Source organism: Paenibacillus sp. S29 (assembly GCF_049319765.1).
Taxonomy (GTDB): domain Bacteria; phylum Bacillota; class Bacilli; order Paenibacillales; family Paenibacillaceae; genus Paenibacillus; species Paenibacillus polymyxa_B.
This window is the reverse complement of record NZ_JBMOUI010000014.1, coordinates 46,514-60,214: the sequence shown is the minus strand read 5'-3', so window position 1 is coordinate 60,214 and position 13,701 is coordinate 46,514. Positions and strand designations below refer to the sequence as shown.

The 13,701-nt window shown below is 46.8% G+C and carries 11 protein-coding genes; 1 reads left to right on the top strand and 10 read right to left on the bottom strand.

Annotated elements, in window-relative coordinates; translation table 11 throughout:
• The first annotated feature begins 145 nt into the window (after positions 1–145).
• Positions 146–1,300, top strand: coding sequence for an AI-2E family transporter (locus ACL9RM_RS21190; RefSeq protein ID WP_250266486.1), 1,155 nt, complete (start codon positions 146–148; stop codon positions 1,298–1,300).
• Here ACL9RM_RS21190 and ACL9RM_RS21185 read toward each other — a convergent pair.
• The 10 genes from ACL9RM_RS21185 to alaS form a co-directional block, all read right to left on the bottom strand.
• Positions 1,255–3,063: a peptidoglycan D,D-transpeptidase FtsI family protein gene (locus tag ACL9RM_RS21185; RefSeq protein WP_250266487.1), complete on the bottom strand. Its 1,809-nt coding sequence runs from the start codon at positions 3,061–3,063 to the stop codon at positions 1,255–1,257. The two genes, ACL9RM_RS21190 and ACL9RM_RS21185, sit on opposite strands and share 46 nt — an antisense overlap.
• A 310-nt stretch (positions 3,064–3,373) precedes the next feature.
• A complete protein-coding gene (locus ACL9RM_RS21180; protein ID WP_414126541.1) occupies positions 3,374–5,623 on the bottom strand; it encodes a methyl-accepting chemotaxis protein in 2,250 nt (749 codons plus the stop codon).
• A gap of 224 nt (positions 5,624–5,847) precedes the next feature.
• A complete protein-coding gene (locus tag ACL9RM_RS21175; protein WP_039272863.1) occupies positions 5,848–7,179 on the bottom strand; it encodes a peptidase U32 family protein in 1,332 nt (443 codons plus the stop codon).
• A gap of 37 nt (positions 7,180–7,216) precedes the next feature.
• Positions 7,217–8,146, bottom strand: coding sequence for a peptidase U32 family protein (locus ACL9RM_RS21170; RefSeq protein ID WP_250266489.1), 930 nt, complete (start codon positions 8,144–8,146; stop codon positions 7,217–7,219).
• Between the two features lie 11 nt (positions 8,147–8,157).
• Positions 8,158–9,186, bottom strand: a complete 1,029-nt coding sequence (gene mltG, locus ACL9RM_RS21165) for an endolytic transglycosylase MltG (RefSeq protein WP_250268949.1) — start codon at positions 9,184–9,186, stop codon at positions 8,158–8,160.
• Between the two features lie 94 nt (positions 9,187–9,280).
• Positions 9,281–9,586, bottom strand: a complete 306-nt coding sequence (locus ACL9RM_RS21160; protein ID WP_013311522.1) for a DUF1292 domain-containing protein — start codon at positions 9,584–9,586, stop codon at positions 9,281–9,283.
• Complete coding sequence (locus ACL9RM_RS21155) at positions 9,583–9,885, bottom strand: DUF1292 domain-containing protein (protein ID WP_013311523.1); 303 nt, start codon at positions 9,883–9,885, stop codon at positions 9,583–9,585. The genes ACL9RM_RS21160 and ACL9RM_RS21155 overlap by 4 nt, the downstream gene beginning before the upstream one ends.
• 13 nt (positions 9,886–9,898) lie before the next feature.
• Positions 9,899–10,315, bottom strand: coding sequence for a Holliday junction resolvase RuvX (gene ruvX, locus ACL9RM_RS21150; RefSeq protein ID WP_250266490.1), 417 nt, complete (start codon positions 10,313–10,315; stop codon positions 9,899–9,901).
• Positions 10,316–10,324: 9 nt separating this feature from the next.
• Complete coding sequence (locus tag ACL9RM_RS21145; RefSeq protein WP_007431624.1) at positions 10,325–10,585, bottom strand: IreB family regulatory phosphoprotein; 261 nt, start codon at positions 10,583–10,585, stop codon at positions 10,325–10,327.
• 136 nt (positions 10,586–10,721) lie between these two features.
• A complete protein-coding gene (alaS, locus tag ACL9RM_RS21140) occupies positions 10,722–13,355 on the bottom strand; it encodes an alanine--tRNA ligase (RefSeq protein WP_250266491.1) in 2,634 nt (877 codons plus the stop codon).
• Positions 13,356–13,701 lie beyond the last annotated feature (346 nt).

Here is a 13,701-nt window from a genome sequence, read left to right as displayed (position 1 = left end):
AGCAGGCTTCCTGAGGAAAACTCACTTACTTATATGTTATCACAATGACGTAAACATGCCGAGATTTCGCTATTGCATATGGTCAGCATTGAGGTCCAATTTAGTGTACAATAAATAAAAATCTAAAAGGAGTCGTTGTATACATATGCTTCCATTGTACAAAAAATATTGGCGTACCGTTTTTGATATCGGTCTGATCGTATTAACCGTGTATTTAATTATGTTCGTATCCAGCAAACTCTATCAACTTGCCGCACCTGTGTTCCTTTCGTTTGTCGTGTTCTGGTGCATTGAACCTGCCGCTCGTTATTTTCATCGCAAGGGAATGAAGAAGCCCTTCGCCTCTGCGCTCTCCGTATTGCTGTTTATCATCCTTTTACTTGCTATTTTTTTCGGATTGGGCCTGATTCTGGTTACGCAATTTACGAAAGTCGCGCAAAACCTCCCACATTATACGCAGATTATCCAAACGGAATTCACGCGGTATCTTCATCTTTCTCAAGATAAAATTGCTGCTTTACCTCCGGGTGTTACCGAACGTGTAAATGATTATTTTGCGACTGCCACCACCATTGCTACGAAATGGGCACAGCTAGGGTTATCCTTTTTCATACAATTCCTCAGCTCTTTCACTGTTTTTATGGGCAACTTTGCGGTTGCGATCATTTTAGCGTTCTTTTTAAGTATGGAAATTAATCTTTGGAAGGGAATTGCCCGTAGTAAAACACCCAAGACACTAAAAACGGCTTACCTTTTTCTGAAAAATCACGTACTAAAAGCTATCTCCGCCTTTCTCAAAGCTCAAGCTCTATTGGTAGGGATTACCTTTGTTCTCGTATTTATAGGTTTACTCATTTTGCAAGTGGATAATGCCCTATCGTTGGCGCTCGTGGCAGCTTTGTTTGATATCCTGCCCTTGTTGGGTGTGCCTGTTATTTTTATTCCGTGGGCAGTGTATCTGTTCATCACAGGCAATACCGGCCTGGCTGTAGGGTTGCTTATTGTCATGGCTGTCACGGTTATCGTCCGCCAGCTGGCAGAGCCTAAAATTACTGGTAACTCCATCGGTGTTTCATCTGCCTATCTGATGCTTTCCTTTGCCATTATATCGTTATCCATCTTCGGATTGGCCGGATTAATCCTGTCCCCCATTCTGATCATTTTGCTCAAGGAATTGTGGCAGCAAGGTTATCTGCAACAATGGATTCGGTTTCCGACAGAGGAATTTGATGAGCCTCCTTTTATCGTCAAAATTCAGGAGGAAGATCGTGTAGCTACTCGTGGAACTGAGGAAGATTGAGCTAGTAGATCCATTACTTGACCGAACAGTGCTGTAGCTTGATTTGTAGAATGTGTTGAAGCATTTTGCACAAGGACGGCGACAGCATAACGAGGCCGCTCTATCGGACCATACCCTATAAACCACTGGTGATTGATAGGGTGACCGTTCTTCAAAGCTTGGGCGGTACCCGATTTGCCGGCCAGATTCCATGATTTATTACGCAAGGAGGCACCAGTCCCCTGTGTCACAACCTTTTCCATTGCTTCACGAAGCATGCGAGCCGTCGATGTGTGAATCGAGCGGCTACCCTCGGATGAAGGTACAGCATGAGTAGGTAGTTCCAGTAAGGTGTTTCCGTCTGCGTAGCTAATGCGTTTGACAATGCGTGGTGCACGTACTTGACCATCGTGCAGCAAGGTGACGATGAGATTAGCAGCTTGGAGAGGCGTTACCAGCACATCGCGCTGACCGATAGCTGTCTGTACACGTACGCCCGGATCAGACGCGTTCGTATGGGAGCCGAATACGGCTCCCTTTTCTTCGTGATCCAGCGGTCTGAATTGAGGTAGCCCTGCAAGATTCCGCTCCTGCCAGCCCACAGTTCGGCCCAATCCCAATGCAGAGGCTGTGGCCTGAATTTGCTCAGGATTGAGCCGTTCACCGAGATGAGCGAACACACTATTACAGGATACGGCAAGCCCTTCCTCCAGGTTCAGGGTACCGTGTCCTTCTTTTTTCCAGCAAGCCAAACCGTACTTGCCATAAGTTCCATGACAATGGAATTGTTCCTGCGGTTGGACAACACCTGATTCAAGTGCAGCAGCAGCCGTAACCAACTTAAAAATGGAACCAGGCGTTATCGCCTTAAGTGCACGATTAGACCAGTCTGTTTTTTTCTGGGGATCAACATGACCAGGATTATAAAAAGGGCGAGACACCATCGCCAGTACATCCGCGTTGCCTGCATCGAGCACTACCACGGCCCCTTCTGCCAAATGACTAGATTCCGTCAGCTTTTCAATCTGTTCCTGTATAGGTAGATCAATTGTAGTCTGTACCTGTAATGGATAGTGACCATTGGATGGAGCACTGACACGCAGCGGTACATGAGTCAATGGACGACGCTGCGCATCTACAAATCGGGAGACGAACGTTTCACCGACGCCGCTCAGCAGCGGCTCCAACGTTCTTTCCAGCCCGGCTGCCCCCATTGGCAGTTCACTCGCTCGGTCGGCACGATTATACAGAAAGCCAAGCCATTGCCTGCCATTGGGCAAATCCCTGTAACGTTTCGCATAAGGTACAAGCTCGATAAGCGAAGGGGCTAGCTTCAGCAGCTTGCCTGCTTCATGCGGATTGATTTGTACGGGCTCTCCGCCCCCATCACGCCATATGAGCGGGGATTGCAGTCCTTTCCATCGTGTCGTTAGTTGATTCTTGTTCGTACGCAGTAGCTTAGCCAGTTCTTCGCCATGTATAGCCGCTTTGCCATCTACATCGGGAAAAAGCACTGGCGCCCATACGACTCCGCCAGTCAAGGGTTGCCCATGCCGGTCCGTAAACTGTCCACGTCCAGAGTCGATAGAAATGCCCTCCTGTCGCTGACGTGCTGACATTTCCTTAAGCGAATGCCCTCCATAAACAGACATATGAATGCCCGCTGTCCCCTGAATCCAAGCCAGTCGGAATAATAAAATCAGCAGTAGCGCCATCACCCCCAAGGCCATATATGCAATTCGACGTTTTCGTATGAAACTGCTACCACGCCTCGGCACACCCATCCTTCTTTCATCATTTTTCCAGTAGTATGTCCTGTAGTTGAAAAAGAAAACCCACTCAACTTTTAACGTGAATGGGTTTCCGAATTTATTTGTATCTTGTGATGTCTGCTTCTGGACTCCAATCTAAAATCTCGTCTAATGAATAAAAAAACGTAATAAAAATAGTAATGGCCAGCACAACCCAAGCTACCTTTGTGTTTGTATTCATCTTTTGCTTTCCTTCTTGAGGGATTTTTAAGCACATCCACTAATAAAAAGTACAAAACCACGGAGATCAGTGACAATCCTGATTCCCATGGTCTTGTTATATCTACACCGTAAACCGCGAAAGCTGTTCCTTCAAATTCACCGATACTCCTTCCAGCTTATCCGACAAACCTACCAGTTGATTACCAATATTGGCCTGCTCAGTGCTGAGCGAAGCGACTTCCTGCGAAGTAGCCGAGGATTGCTCGGCCACCGCACTTACATTGGTCATTGCCTCGGACAAAGTGGTCTGGGATTCACTCAGATGATGAATGGAGGCAGTGACCGTTCCCAATCGTAGCGCGAACTCTCCCATTTGCTGCTGCACCGATTGGAAAATGTCCGTTGTTTCCTGCACGGCTCCCATCTGTTCCCGGAACAGCGGGTACACCTCAGATAATGCCTGTACCGTTTCATTCATTTCATTGACGATGTTGTTAGTAATGCCTGTAGCCGTACGAATAGCTTGACGTGATTGTTCAGCCAACTGCCGAACTTCATTAGCTACCACCATAAAACCACGCCCCGCCGTCCCCGCTCGTGCCGCTTCAATCGTCGCATTCAGTGATAGAATATTCGTTTGTTTCGCAATATCCTGTAGTACGTCCAGCACCTTAAATACATCCGAAGTTGTCTGCTTCAGTTCATCTACTTTGCCCACCAGAGCATGTGTAGTTTCTTCCGTAACCCGAGTCTTGCCCAATAGATTTTTCAGCTGAATGGTCCCTTTTTCACTGGATTGTTCAACTTCTTGTGCGACCAGACTCATTTCATAATTGGAAGCCATCACCGTATCCATTTGCTGAGATATATTCCCGGTTAGTCCGCTGCCACGTTCAGCCTCTGTTGCCAAACTGGCGGCGCCATGAGCAATCTCTTCCGTTGCTGCTGCAATTTCTTTGGCTGAAATGGCTGTCTTCTTCGAGGCATCACCTAGTTCTGTCGCTGTATTCAGAACTTCCTGAGCTGAGGCATTCGTCTGTTGTACCAGCAATGTAATTTGCTCCATCATCATATCAAAGCTTTCTGACAACTGCCCAATTTCATCCTGAGCCTTATAGCTCGTTCGAATTTGCAAGTTGCCTTTAGCGCCTTCGACCATTAAATCTTTCAGATGTGTCAATGGACGAGCCACGAGGCGCACGATCCACAGGCCAATGAACAATGCAATGAGTGCAGCCACTGCAGCAAATATCCAGGTTGTGGTTAGAATCCCCTTAGCGTCTCTCACCAGCTCAGATACAGGTACTACACCCACGAGAATCCACTTGGAAGTTCCCAGCGTATTATGAACCGCAAGCACACTTTGCTTTTTACCGTCTGCTTCCTGCTCCATAATTTGATTTCCTTCGATTCCTTCAAGCTTGGAAACGTAATCCAGCTTTGTCTTCCCTCCTGTCAAGCTCTCATTGTTAGAGCCTACAAACTCACCCTTGTCTGTCACAAGGCTAATCATACTGCCTGAGCCCAAATTAATACCTTTTAACTCGTCCTCCACCGCACTGGACTTTAAATCCATAACCAGAACATAAGTCCCTCCCAACCCGGACATGCTGTTCATGGAGCGTGCCAGACGAAAGGTCTTGCTACCATTGTCATTCACCTGCGTAGGTAGCCAAACCATTCCCTTGTTTTTCAAAATATCCTTAAACCACGCTTCCTGCCGTACATCCTTTTGTGTTCCGGTGCCCATAGCAGCTAAATTGGTTTCTTCCGGGTACAAGTACATTGAATCAATCGCTTTATTCGTAAAAGCAAGATTCGTTAGCTTCTTATTCACTTCGCCCATAGCAACAAAAGATGCAAAGGGATTTTTATCTTGCTTTACAGCCTTTTGCAACTGATCACTTAATTCAGTATCGAAAAATACCTGTGTCGATGTATCTTGAAAGCGCTCTAGAATAATATCAAGCTTTTCTGAAGTTTGCTGAACGGTCTGCTGATAAGCCGTAGCTGCATTTTGCTCAATCGTACTTTTAGCCTTGTAATATGAGAGCATCCCCAAGCTGACCACAAATAACATAATTGCCGCAAAAAAGATCAGAAACAACTTCATTCCAACCGAACGTATCGGATTATAGTTTTTGACCAAATGCATGAAATCTTTACTGTACCTTTCCGGCTTAAGTAAACGCTTTAAATTGTGTGTACCTTTACGAGTCGCTTTAGCTACCCAGGGGGCAACCTTCGAAGACACCGCACCCGTTTGTTCCCCTTTTTCCGTGGTCACTTTACTGCCTTTCAAACCCTGCATTTGATCCGTTTTCTTGGGTTGCCTTTTTACTGTATTCCCCTCTTTTTTCCGTAAACCCATTCCTCTCACCTGCCACCATATAATTAGTTTCTAATTCCACGTCATCCATTATGTATCTATTATCTATATAACTTCTATCGGAACTATTCGACAAGGAATGTAGCTTTCCTTTGAGTATCAACTAAATTTTGTGAAACTTTTTTCCTAGAAAACTATTCAAAAAAAAGCCTCTCCAACCGATAGGAGAGGCTTTTGAATCTTTTAACCTGTGACTTAAGGCTTATTTACTTCTTTTTACGCATCATATCAAAATAGGATACGGGTTGATCTACCTTCATTCTAATTCGTTGAAGCGGGTGACGAGCAGCATCCAATTCGTTGCCTTCTTCATCCCAGATCGTTCCGACCGTTTGTTTAAAGAATGTTCCGTTCGGGCCGAAAAATTCAATTTCATGACCGGGTTTAAAATGGTTCCGTTGTTGAATAGTTGCGATGCCACTCGCGGCATCGTAGTCCATGACCAGTCCAGCAAAATCATAAGGGACTGCTTTTTCTTCCGGCTCATAAATATGATCCTCATGATCCGGTGTATCGTAGAAAAATCCTGTATTCAGCGGGCGATTGGCTGCCTTGTTAATTTCTTCAATCCATTCTGGTTTGAGCACATAATTTTCAGGATCAGCCATATAGGAATCAATCGCTTGACGATAGACATTCACGACCGTAGCCACATAGTGGATAGACTTCATACGTCCCTCTACTTTAAAACTGTCTACACCTACATCAATCAGATCAGGGACATTTTCAATCATACACAGATCCTTGGAACCCATAGAAAAAGCATTATCGCTTTCTTCAAACAGTGGAAGCTGGTTAACACCGAGCTGGAACTGTTTCAGTGCATTGCTGTCCTGTGCCTCTTCCTCAGATATCCAAACCTCACCTGGGCGGGCATCCTCAAATAAATCGTATTTCCAGCGGCAAGACTGACAACATCCCCCACGATTGGAATCACGGTCTGTAAAGTGATTGGACAACACGCAGCGGCCGGAAAATGAAGAGCACATCGCACCATGGACAAAAGCTTCGATTTCGATGTCCACATGCTTTTTGATTTCTTCGATTTCCTCCAGACTGGTCTCACGACCCAGTACTACACGCGGTAGCCCCTCGTTTTTCCAAAACTTTACCGCCTGCCAGTTCAGCGTGGACTGCTGTGTACTCAAATGCACTTCTAATCCAGGAACAGCACGCAATGCCACGGATACAATAGCCGGGTCAGCGACAATAACGGCATGAATTCCTGCCTCGTACAGATTGCGCAAGTATTCCTCGATTCCGGCAATATCTTCATTGTGGGCATAGATATTGGTAGCCACAAGCACCTTAGCACCGTACTTGTTGGCAAATTCTACACCTTCTCGCATTTCTTCAAAACTGAAATTATCGGCGTTAGAACGCAGACCATATTTTTGTCCACCAATATATACAGCATCCGCGCCATAGTGAACGGCAAACTTCAGCTTTTCCAGATTTCCGGCAGGAGCCAACAGCTCCGGCTTATCCAGACGATTCCGTTTACCTATATATTTTCTCGTTTTGGTTATCGTCCCCATGACGTTCCCCCCTCTGTGAATTCAATTCATTTTAAAATTAATAAACCTGCTCTTTATAGAAAAATCCGAAGGAAAGTTCCCGTTCTGGATCTTGAAGACGGCGAACTTCATCCAGCCAGCTTTCATCATAAGCATAAGCATCCGGATCAGCTGTATAAGTATCTATTGCTTTACGATAAGCACGAACAACCGCCTCATTGTAAGCCGTAGGTTTCAATAAGCCCTCGATCTTAAAGCTATGCACGCCCGCCTCCATTAGAATATGCAGGTCCTCCATGATGCAAAAATCATCTGAACTCATAATATGTGTCCCATTAATATCCTCGTAGATGGGGAACTTTTCTTCCTTCCGCTCTGCTTCAATCAGAAACAAGCCGCGCCCTCTGCCCAAATCGCCCTCTACATTACGTCCCTGGTGCAGCATATAACTTTGAACAAGCTTACGCTTGGAATGATAAATATTGGTCATACCATGTACCTGAACCTGTGCTTCTATGTTCAACTTTGGTATCATTTCGGTAATTTCATCCATACTGAGCTCACGAGCCAAAATGACCCGGGAAGCCCCTTTTTCACCCCAATAGTTGGCGGTTGCGAAGTTGGTGGAGATCATCTCACCGTTCCAGAACAGCTTAAGATGCGGAGCATACTCCTTCACGGCCATGAGCACTGCGGGATCATTAAACTCAATGGCATCAATGCCGCATCCAGCTAGGGTCTGCACATATTCGGGAAGGAGCGGCAATAGCTCGTTCGTCATCAAATTCGTCATGGATACATATACCTGTGCCGTATGCTTGCGTGCCTCTTCCACCACTTCACGGATTTGGTCAGGGGTAAAATGTCCCGGCAGCCGCATTCCAAAGCGGTCATCTCCAATAAGTAATGCAGTAGCTCCAGCCTCCAGCATATGGAGGGCATCCTCCGGAGAGCTGGCAGTTGCCAGTAGTTCGGGTTTGTAAGCCATAGGCTCACCTCCTAATTTGTCTTACGGTTACTTACCTGAATGTTATGCAAATGTTCTTTATACGTTTTGGCAAACAAATGTTCATGTGTCCCATCTTTTTTGGTCACATAAAATAAATAATCTGTAGCTTTTGGCTGTAAAGCCGCTATCACTGAGTTTAGACTGGGACTTGCAATCGGCCCTGGCGGAAGTCCCAGATGCAAATACGTATTATAAGGGCTTTCCACAGCCAAATCCTTGTAATACAGCCGTTCTTTTTGCTTGTCCAGCATATATTGAACCGTAGCATCAATTTCCAACTTCTTACCCTGTTTGAGCCGGTTATAAATGACGCCAGCTACTACAGACCGCTCATCTTCCACAACCACTTCGCGCTCTACGAGAGAAGCAACTGTCAGCAGTTGATGCAGCGTTTCATCCCTCTGTTTCAGCTTGGCATCCAAATCGGAAACAGTTTCTAACCGCTTTTGTGTCTGTTCTAGCATCACCTGTATAATATCTTTGGCCGTACTGCCCTTTTTCAGCTCATAGGTTTCCGGGAAAAGATAGCCCTCCAGCGCATAGCGAAGCCCCGCCTGCTTTGGAATGTCCCGCACTAGCGCGACGTCAAAAGCGGACGGATCGTTGGCCAGCTGCAAAAATTGCTGCCGATCTGCCAATCCTTCCTTTTGCAGCTTATCAGCCATCTGTCTAATCGTAAAACCTTCTGGAATTGTAAACCGAATCATTTCCTCTTTGACAACATCTCCGACCGATAACTTAGTAATCAACTGATCAAAGGTTGCGCCAGGCTGCGCTTCATATTTTCCGGCCTGAAATGCGCTTCCTTGCTGTTTGAATTTCACATAAGCCTTAAACACGAACGCATTACGTATAAGTCCCTTCTGCTCCAGCGTATCTGCAATTGCCGATGTTCCTGTTCCCTGCACCACCGTAAAAGCAACGGGTTGTGTTTGGGGCTGAACAGGCTGCATGGCATTCCAAATATAGAGGGTTGCCCCTCCTGCTATAATGATAAGCAGTAGAAACAACGTAAACATCCTCGTCCTTCGCTTCACATCCACCCAACTCCTTCACAGCCAAAAAGGGCGGACTGGTCCGCCCTTTCAGGTTTGATCTCATCGCTATCCAGACTTACAGTTCTTCCGGCAACGTACATTCATCGTACAGTTCGGAAATATCTTCCCACTCATCATCATCTTCAATGGTGGTGATGGAGATTTCGCCGTCTGTGGATGAGCTTACATGGTATAGTTCATGTTCGCCAACAGCAGCCCCAGGTCTACGCAATACAGCGTACCGTTGTTCACCTACCTTGAACTCTGCTTCCAATTCCATGCGAATTGCATGGCCCTGTTCATCCTGTAACTCTACATCGCCGTCGAACGTTTCCTTCAAATCAGAGGTCCAACTCAGGTCTTCACGTGAATAGCTCGTCATTTCCCGTCTTCCTCTTCCTCTTCTTCTACAAATGTATTAAAGGTCTCTTCGACGATTTCCCATTCGGCATCGTCTTGGATCACAAACAATTTAATATCATCGCCTTCTTCCTCGTAACGGAAGGCGTACACATCGGACTCATCAGCTTCAGGGTCCACTGGCGCAACCATCATGTACTTCGCTTCGGAACCATCTACCTCAAACTTCATAATGACCTCGAACTCTTCCTCGTTGCCCTCGTCATCGGCAATATAAATAATTTCCGGCTCTTCTTCCATACCCACTTGATTTTCAGCCATTACGAAATCCCCCTCACCTTGTACTGTGTGCGTCCAAATAGTTTTGCAAGATCAGGCTTGCGGCCAGTTTATCTACCACCTGCTTGCGTTTTTTTCGGCTGACGTCGGCCTCCAGAAGCGCACGCTCCGCCGAACGCGTCGTCAGCCGTTCATCCCAAAGGTGAACGGGTAAACCCAGTAACTCCTTGAGTCGGTTCGCAAACTCGATGCAAATCTCACCGCGTGGACCCACGGTTCCGTTCATGTTTTTCGGCAAGCCTACAACAACCTCGCTGACCTCATTGTCACGAACCAAATTTGCAATTTTACCGAACTCGCTGTCGTCACCGCGTCGTTCTATGACTTCCAATCCTTGGGCGGTCCAGCCGAAGGCATCACTTACGGCGACCCCAATTCGGCGATCCCCGTAATCCAATCCCATTACTTTCATGCCTGTCTCCTAACGGTGCTTGGCGAGATAGAAACGAACCAATTCTTCAATCAACTCATCGCGCTCTTTTTTACGTACCAGGCTTCTGGCATTATTATGCCGTGGCACATAAGCCGGATCACCGGATAGCAAATAGCCGACGATTTGATTGATCGGATTGTATTCTTTTTCCACCAGCGCATCATATACGGTCAACAAAATCTCCTGAGCAGAAGCTTCCTTCTCATCTGCCTTGACATTAAATTTGACCGTTTTGTCCATGGAATCCATTGTTGACACCTCGCTTCCACAAAACATGTGTACATGTTTATGCCAGCTTATTCTTTTACATCATACCATAAGCAAAGCCCTACAAGGAAATATCTAAGCCCGTTTTTTCCCAAAAATCCGCAAAAATTATCGAACTTTATCCTTGTGAGGCTGCCGACACCAGTTCATGCGCACGTTGAAGTGCTTCGTCCAGCTTGCTGGCATCCTTACCACCGGCTTGCGCCATGTCAGGTCGTCCGCCACCACCGCCACCGCATACGGCAGCAATTTCTTTCACGAGCTTGCCTGCATGAAGTCCAGCCTTGGTATGCTCTGCCGGAACTGCTACGACAAAATTAACTTTGTCGTCCATTGCAGCGCCGAGCACCAGCACAGCAGCCGGAAGCTTCCCTTTCAGTTCATCAGCAATCGCACGCAACGCATCCATGCTGGAAGCCTGCACGCGTGCAGCCAACAGCTGCACCTCGCCTGCTTGCACGACCTGATCGGTCAGCTGGCCTGCCTCAATAACGCTCAGCTTGCTTTGCAGCGATTCATTTTCACGACTGAGGTCTTTAATTTGTTGCTGCAAAGATTCGATACGCTTTGGTACCTCAGACAGCTTGGATTTTACAAGCCCAGCCGACACCTTCAACAGCTCTAATTGACCTTCCATATATTCAAAGCCAAAACGTCCGGTCACCGCTTCAATACGACGTACACCTGATCCAATGCCGCTCTCGCTGACAAGCTTGAACAAGCCAATTTGCGAAGTATTGCTGACATGACAGCCACCGCATAGTTCAATGCTATAATCGCCTACCTTAACGACCCGTACGATATCTCCATACTTTTCACCGAAAAGCGCCATTGCTCCGAGAGCCTTAGCTTCATCAATCGGTTTCAGTTCAATATTAACGTCCAGTTGGCTCCAGATGGCACGGTTTACACGCAGTTCAATATCCGCCAGCTCTTCTGGTGTAATGCTTCCAAAATGGGAGAAGTCAAAACGCAGACGCCCAGGCTCTACCAAAGAACCCGCCTGATTGACATGGTCACCCAGCACTTCTTTAAGCGCTTTGTGAAGCAAATGCGTAGCCGTATGGTTTTTCTCAATTTCTCCACGTGAAGCTTGATCTACTTCTGCTTTCACCGTATCGCCAACGTTTAGCTCGCCGGCTTCTACAACAACCTGATGCACATGCTGACCTTGTGGCGCCTTAAACAGCCCTTCGACCTTCGCGGTTACCGTACCTCCACGCAGCAAGCCTTGATCACTGACTTGTCCTCCGCTTTCGGCATAGAAAGGGGTCACATCCAGCACGACCTGACAAGACTGCCCTTCACTAACACTGTCCACCAGTGCATCTTCATATACAATCGCCACAATTTTAGACTCAGTTATGAGGTCATTATATCCAACAAATTCACTTTTAACCGCCAGATCGGACAAAGCTCCGCCCTGAATCTTCATGCTGGCGCTATCCTGATGAGCATCACGGGCACGTTTGCGTTGCTCCTGCATCGCTTCATCAAAACCTTCTCGGTCTACTTTCAAGCCTTGCTCGTCCGCATAATCCTCTGTAAGATCGAACGGGAACCCGTACGTATCATACAGTTTGAAGGCATCTGCTCCGCTAATGACATTGCGACCTTCGGCCTTCGCCTGAGCACTGATATCGGACAAAATGGCCAATCCATCTGTCAGTGTTTCATGGAAGCGTTCCTCTTCCGTTTTGATCACTTTGATGATGAAATCACGCTTGTCCACTACCTCAGGGTAATACACACCCATGACATCCCCAACGGTTTCCACCAGCTCAAACATAAATGGACGGTTCATGCCGAGCATTTTTCCATAGCGCACAGCCCGGCGCAGCAAACGGCGGATCACGTAACCCCGTCCTTCATTAGAAGGCAGCACACCGTCACCAATTGCAAAAGCTACGGTGCGGACATGGTCAGCAATAACCTTAAGAGCCACGTCACTGTCCACATTTTCGTTATATTTGACTCCTGCCATCGCCGCTGTTTTTTGGATGAGTGGCTGGAAGATATCCGTATCAAAGTTGGAATCCACATTTTGCAAAATGGATGCAAAACGCTCTAATCCAGCCCCTGTATCAATATTTTTGTTTGGAAGCGGCGTATAGCTGCCGTCTTTGTTATGGTTGAATTGTGAGAATACGAGGTTCCACACTTCCAGATAACGCTCATTTTCTCCCCCTGGATACATTTCAGGGTCCGTCATGTCGCTGCCGTAGGCTTCGCCACGATCATAAAAGATTTCCGTACAAGGTCCACAAGGGCCTTCACCGATATCCCAGAAGTTATCTTCCAGTTTGATGATACGTTCGGCAGGAAGTCCAACTTTTTCGTTCCACAGCTTGTACGCTTCCTCATCCTCAGGATATACAGTTACAGCCAGACGTTCCGGATCAAAACCAATCCATTTCGGGTCCGTCAGAAACTCCCATGCCCATGTAATGACTTCTTCCTTAAAATAGTCACCAATGGAAAAGTTGCCGAGCATTTCGAAAAAAGTATGATGACGGCGCGTTTTACCGACATTCTCAATGTCGTTCGTCCGGATACATTTTTGCGAATTAGCAATACGTGGATTCTCCGGCTTCACACGTCCGTCAAAATAAGGCTTAAGCGGCGCCATACCCGCATTAATCCACAGCAGGGAAGGATCTTTATGTGGAACAAGCGGTGCGCTTGGTTCAATCACATGTCCCTTGCTTTCAAAAAACTCCAGCCATTTGGAGCGGATTTCACTAGCTTTCATATAAGTAGCCTCCTAATTATGGTGTCACTGGTTCCTGGCACAGGCCATAAAAAAACAGAAAAACGCCCCTGAACGGATCAGGGACGATTGTATCGCGGTACCACCCTGGTTAACGCCGTCCCCTCTGTACGAAATGCCCATGCGCAGGCTGCACACCAACATTTGCTTAACGGACGATCGATCGCCTTGTTTTCACTGGTAACGGGAGCATCCCGGCGGGTTCAGCCCGCACTTCGAAATGAGCTTTCCCTACTGGATAAACACATTTAAACATACTCAATTCAGTATATCCGTGTCATTTAGCCGTGTCAACGCGATTTCAGACAAGATACATACGGTGTATGGA

Excerpts from the sequence above, each read along its gene's own strand:
- ACL9RM_RS21190 (WP_250266486.1), top strand. The coding sequence starts at position 146 with ATGCTTCCATTGTACAAAAAATATTGGCGTACCGTTTTTGATATCGGT.
- ACL9RM_RS21185 (WP_250266487.1), bottom strand. The coding sequence starts at position 3,063 with ATGGGTGTGCCGAGGCGTGGTAGCAGTTTCATACGAAAACGTCGAATT.
- ACL9RM_RS21180 (WP_414126541.1), bottom strand. The coding sequence starts at position 5,623 with ATGGGTTTACGGAAAAAAGAGGGGAATACAGTAAAAAGGCAACCCAAG.
- ACL9RM_RS21175 (WP_039272863.1), bottom strand. The coding sequence starts at position 7,179 with ATGGGGACGATAACCAAAACGAGAAAATATATAGGTAAACGGAATCGT.
- ACL9RM_RS21170 (WP_250266489.1), bottom strand. The coding sequence starts at position 8,146 with ATGGCTTACAAACCCGAACTACTGGCAACTGCCAGCTCTCCGGAGGAT.
- mltG (WP_250268949.1), bottom strand. The coding sequence starts at position 9,186 with ATGTTTACGTTGTTTCTACTGCTTATCATTATAGCAGGAGGGGCAACC.
- ACL9RM_RS21160 (WP_013311522.1), bottom strand. The coding sequence starts at position 9,586 with ATGACGAGCTATTCACGTGAAGACCTGAGTTGGACCTCTGATTTGAAG.
- ACL9RM_RS21155 (WP_013311523.1), bottom strand. The coding sequence starts at position 9,885 with ATGGCTGAAAATCAAGTGGGTATGGAAGAAGAGCCGGAAATTATTTAT.
- ruvX (WP_250266490.1), bottom strand. The coding sequence starts at position 10,315 with ATGAAAGTAATGGGATTGGATTACGGGGATCGCCGAATTGGGGTCGCC.
- ACL9RM_RS21145 (WP_007431624.1), bottom strand. The coding sequence starts at position 10,585 with ATGGATTCCATGGACAAAACGGTCAAATTTAATGTCAAGGCAGATGAG.
- alaS (WP_250266491.1), bottom strand. The coding sequence starts at position 13,355 with ATGAAAGCTAGTGAAATCCGCTCCAAATGGCTGGAGTTTTTTGAAAGC.